The organism is Variovorax sp. 20P10.2.4, assembly GCF_058244205.1.
This window is the reverse complement of record NZ_JBZAYE010000679.1, coordinates 1-3,758: the sequence shown is the minus strand read 5'-3', so window position 1 is coordinate 3,758 and position 3,758 is coordinate 1. Positions and strand designations below refer to the sequence as shown.

Here is a 3,758-nt window from a genome sequence, read left to right as displayed (position 1 = left end):
GCCGCGAACCAGCCGAACTGCTCTTCGGCCAGCAGTTCGCCGTCGTTGCGGCCCGCATGCAGGCGCACGATCACGGTGTCGAGTTCGCGCCGGTCGAAGCTCTGCAGCAGCTCGCCCGAGGAGCCGATGCGGATCTCGATCAGCAGCTGCGGGTCCTGCGCGTTCATGCGCGCGATCAGCGCGGGCAGCTCGGGGCCGGCCACGTGGTCGCTGATGCCGATGGTGAGCCGCTGGCGCGCCTGCGCGAAGGCGCCGAGCGCGCGGTCGTGCACCGCCAGCAGCTCGCGCGCGTGCTCGAGAAAGGCCGCCCCCTTGGCCGACAGCTCCACGTGCCGCGGCGTGCGCTCCACCAGCCGGCAACCGAGCCGCTCCTCGAGCCGCTTGAGCTTGAGGCTGATGCCGGCCTGCGTGGTCTGCAGCGCCTCGGCCGCGAGCGTGAAGCTGCCGAGCTCGACGATGCGGATGAAGGCCAGGACGGCATCGAGATCGAGGGGGCGTGCAATCATTTCAAAAAATTGTCGTTGATATAAGTATCCATAGCAATTTCGTATGACTAGCATCGTCCGACATCACCACCCCCTTGAAGGAATCACGATGCCCATCAGCCATGTCTTCCTGCGTGCCGGCAAGCCCGAGGCCTATCGCAAGGCGATCCTCGACGGCCTCGGCCGCGCGCTCAGCGACGCGCTCGGCGTGTCCGAGGACAACCGCTTCATGACGCTCAGCGAGCACGAGCCCGCGAACTTCCGCCACGGCAACGCCTATGGCGTGACGCGCAGCGACGACGTGGTCTACATCCGGATCACGGTGTTCGACACGCGCAGCGCGCAGCAGAAGCAGGCGCTGTTCCGACGGCTCGCGGAACTGCTCGCCGAGAGCCCCGGCCTGCGCGGCGAAGACCTGTTCGTGAACATCGTCGACTCGCCGAAGGAGAATTGGTCGGTGGGCCATGGCCTCGCGCAATTCGCCTGAGGCCCGGCCGACGAGATCCACGATGGAGACATCCCATGCTCGATATTGCAGAGGTCGCGCAGCGCGCCGGCCTGGCGCCTTCGGCGCTGCGCTTCTATGAACGGCGCGGACTGATCGAGTCCGCGGGCCGCACCGGCCTGCGGCGCGCCTACCGGCCCGAGGTGGTCGCGCGGCTGGCGCTGATCCACTGCGCGAAGTCGGCCGGCTTCTCGCTCGCGCAGATCGGCCGCTTCCTCGCGTCCACGCCCAAGGACGTCGAGCTGCGCCGCAGCATGGCCAAGCGCGCCACCGAGCTCGACCACGAGATCGAGCGGCTGCAGACCATGCGCGACAGCCTCAAGCACGCGGCCGTGTGCACGCATGCCTCGCTGGTCGAATGCCCGAAGTTCAAGGCCAACTTCCGCGAGCTGGTGCGTTAGCAAGAAAACCTCGAGGAAGCGCTTGACTTGAACCAAAGTTCAAGTCGTAGATTGGCTGTTCCCTTCACCACCGGAAGACAGGACATGCCGCTTCATCCCCAGGCCCAGGCGCATCTGGATCGCCTCGCCGCCACCCGCTTCTCCGACATGCACACGCTCGCGCCCGACGCGATCCGACAGGGCATGCGCCGCATGCTCGCGGCGCTGCCACCCGGCGCGCCGGTAGCCTCGGTCGCCGACCGTCGCATCGACAGCGCGGTGGGGCCGCTCGACGTGCGCATCTACCACCCGTCGCCGCGGCAGGTGCTGCCGGTCATCGTGTTCTTCCACGGCGGCGGCTTCGTGCTCGGCGACCTCGACACGCACGACGGCCTCGCGCGCGCGCTCGCCGTGGCGACGCAGGCGGTCGTGGTCTCGGTGGCCTATCCGCTGGCGCCCGAGCACAAGTTCCCGGCCGGTGTCGACGCGGCCTTCGCGGCCACCGCCTGGGTGGCCGAGCATGCGGCGCAGCTCGGTGCCGACGGGCATCGGCTCGCGGTCGCGGGCGACAGCGCCGGCGGCAACCTCGCGGCGGTGGTCGCGCTGAAGGCGCGCGATGCCGCGGGACCGCGGATCGCGCACCAGCTGCTGATCTATCCCGATGTCGATTTCCGCCGCATCAACACCTCGATCCAGGCCTATGCGGGGCAGTACGGCAACATCGGCCGCGAGATGCAGCACTGGTTCATGGACCACTACCTCGGCGACGCGGCACTGAAGACCCATGCGCTGGTCTCGCCGCTGCTGGCCGGGGACCTGCGCGGACTGCCGCCGGCCCATATCGTCACGGCCGAGTTCGATGCGCTGCGCGACGAGGGCGAAGCCTATGGCGAGCGCCTGCGCGAGGCCGGGGTGCCGGTCAGCGTGAAGCGCTACGACGGCATGATCCACGAGTTCATGCGTTGGCCCTTCGACGCCACGCGCGAGGCGCTGGCCGATGCCGCGCGGGCACTGCGGCCCACGCTGTTCGCGGCGTAGCGGCCTCAGGCCTGCGGATGCGGCCGAGCGCGGTCTGCGCGGCGAGCTAGGTTTCGAAGCCGGGGCTCTGGTCGAGCGCGTCGCTGGTCATGTCCGTGCGGATGGCGCCCGGCGAAACGGCATTGGCGCGGATGCCATGCGCGCCAAACTCCTTGGCCATGCAGCGCGTGAGCACTTGCAGCCCGCACTTGAAGGCGGCACAGGGCGCGACGCCCGGTGTCACGACACGCGTGGTCGCGCTCGCGAACGGATACTGGCCTGGCACGCCTGAGCGCGCACCGCGGGCAACGCCCGCTCAGTTGTCGTCTACGCGCACGAAAGACTCGAGCACCTTGACCATGCGTGCGAGCTGCGGGCCGATGTCCTGCTCGAGCAGCTCGCGGCCGAAGCGGCTGGCCGAGCCACCGACGTTGAAGGTCACAACGTTGCCGTCGGCCTGCCGGATGGCCGCGCCCACGCCGCTGATGTCGCTCTCCCAGCCGCGCACGACCATCGTGAAGCCGCGCTCGCGCCAGTGGGCGAGCGAGGTCTCGATGGCCTGCTGCGTCTGCGGCCAGCGCTCGCGGTCGGCCAGGCGGATCTCGCCCAGCAGCCGCTCGCGCTCCTTCGCATCGAGCGCGCAGAGGTAGGCATGGCCCATCGCCGAGCGCGCCACGGGCAGCCGCGAACCGATGTCCAGGCCCAGCGACAGCGGCGCGCTCGAGCGGCAGTTCTCCACGTAGAGCATCGACAGCCCGTTGCGGATGCCGAGCGACACCGAGGCGTCGTAGCGGTCGGCCAGGTCCTGCATGTAGGGCCGTGCGATGCGCCGCAGCTTGAGGTTCGACACCATCGTGATGCCGAGCGCGACCAGGCCGTCGCCATGCGCGTACTTGCCGGTCTCGCGCGAGTGGCGCAGGTAGCCGGCCACGACGAGGGTGTAGGCGAGGCGCGCGATCGTGGGCTTGGGCAGGCCGGTGCGGCGCGCGAGCTCGGTGCTGGTGAGCCATTTCTCGTCGGGGCCCCAGGCGGCCAGGATGTCCAGCCCGCGCGCCAGCGCGGTCACGAAGCGCGGGCTGTCGGCCCCCTCCTCGAAGTCGATCTGCTTGGTGCGGCCCATGCGTTTCTCTCAATTTAATTTCGTTGGACGGAATTATATTTTCAGCAGTTGGAAACGGTTCATGGAATTCCCTATACGAGAGAAACGCGAGCGGAAAGATACTCGCCGTCGTTCGAAAGAACGTTCCATAAATCTAATTCCGCTGAACGAAATTAAAAGATTCACGCGGAACCCATCCCCAACACGCAGGAGACATCTCGTGAAGTTCCATCGCCATCCGGGCCGCCGCGCCACCCTTCTCTCGCTCATCG

General features: G+C 68.3%; 6 protein-coding genes. 3 read left to right on the top strand and 3 right to left on the bottom strand.

Translation table 11 applies throughout. The features are described from left to right. The coding region (locus tag AC27VN_RS35550; RefSeq protein WP_490879659.1) for a LysR family transcriptional regulator at positions 1–506 on the bottom strand (506 nt) is incomplete at its 3' end. Positions 507–594: 88 nt separating this feature from the next. Between AC27VN_RS35550 and AC27VN_RS35545 the strand changes: the two genes are divergently transcribed. The 3 genes from AC27VN_RS35545 to AC27VN_RS35535 all read left to right on the top strand — a co-directional run bounded on the left by AC27VN_RS35545 (position 595) and on the right by AC27VN_RS35535 (position 2,408). Beyond that, on the top strand, positions 595–972 hold the full coding sequence (locus tag AC27VN_RS35545) for a tautomerase family protein (protein WP_093345920.1): 378 nt from the start codon (positions 595–597) through the stop codon (positions 970–972). A gap of 35 nt (positions 973–1,007) precedes the next feature. After that, positions 1,008–1,391, top strand: a complete 384-nt coding sequence (locus AC27VN_RS35540) for a MerR family transcriptional regulator (protein ID WP_057592651.1) — start codon at positions 1,008–1,010, stop codon at positions 1,389–1,391. An 84-nt stretch (positions 1,392–1,475) separates the two neighbouring features. Continuing rightward, positions 1,476–2,408, top strand: a complete 933-nt coding sequence (locus tag AC27VN_RS35535; RefSeq protein WP_490879658.1) for an alpha/beta hydrolase — start codon at positions 1,476–1,478, stop codon at positions 2,406–2,408. A 46-nt stretch (positions 2,409–2,454) separates the two neighbouring features. On the opposite strand, the gene AC27VN_RS35530 is transcribed toward AC27VN_RS35535, so the two are convergent. Together AC27VN_RS35530 and AC27VN_RS35525 are read right to left on the bottom strand one after the other, a co-directional pair. Next, positions 2,455–2,673 (bottom strand): SDR family oxidoreductase, encoded by a 219-nt coding sequence (locus AC27VN_RS35530; protein WP_490879657.1) that lies wholly within the window; start codon positions 2,671–2,673, stop codon positions 2,455–2,457. A 30-nt stretch (positions 2,674–2,703) separates the two neighbouring features. Then, a complete protein-coding gene (locus tag AC27VN_RS35525; protein ID WP_490879656.1) occupies positions 2,704–3,507 on the bottom strand; it encodes an IclR family transcriptional regulator in 804 nt (267 codons plus the stop codon). Positions 3,508–3,758: the final 251 nt, after the last annotated feature.

Bases quoted from the DNA above. Each gene is read 5' to 3' on its own strand.
- AC27VN_RS35535 (WP_490879658.1), top strand. From the start codon at position 1,476: ATGCCGCTTCATCCCCAGGCCCAGGCGCATCTGGATCGCCTCGCCGCC.
- AC27VN_RS35540 (WP_057592651.1), top strand. From the start codon at position 1,008: ATGCTCGATATTGCAGAGGTCGCGCAGCGCGCCGGCCTGGCGCCTTCG.
- AC27VN_RS35545 (WP_093345920.1), top strand. From the start codon at position 595: ATGCCCATCAGCCATGTCTTCCTGCGTGCCGGCAAGCCCGAGGCCTAT.
- AC27VN_RS35525 (WP_490879656.1), bottom strand. From the start codon at position 3,507: ATGGGCCGCACCAAGCAGATCGACTTCGAGGAGGGGGCCGACAGCCCG.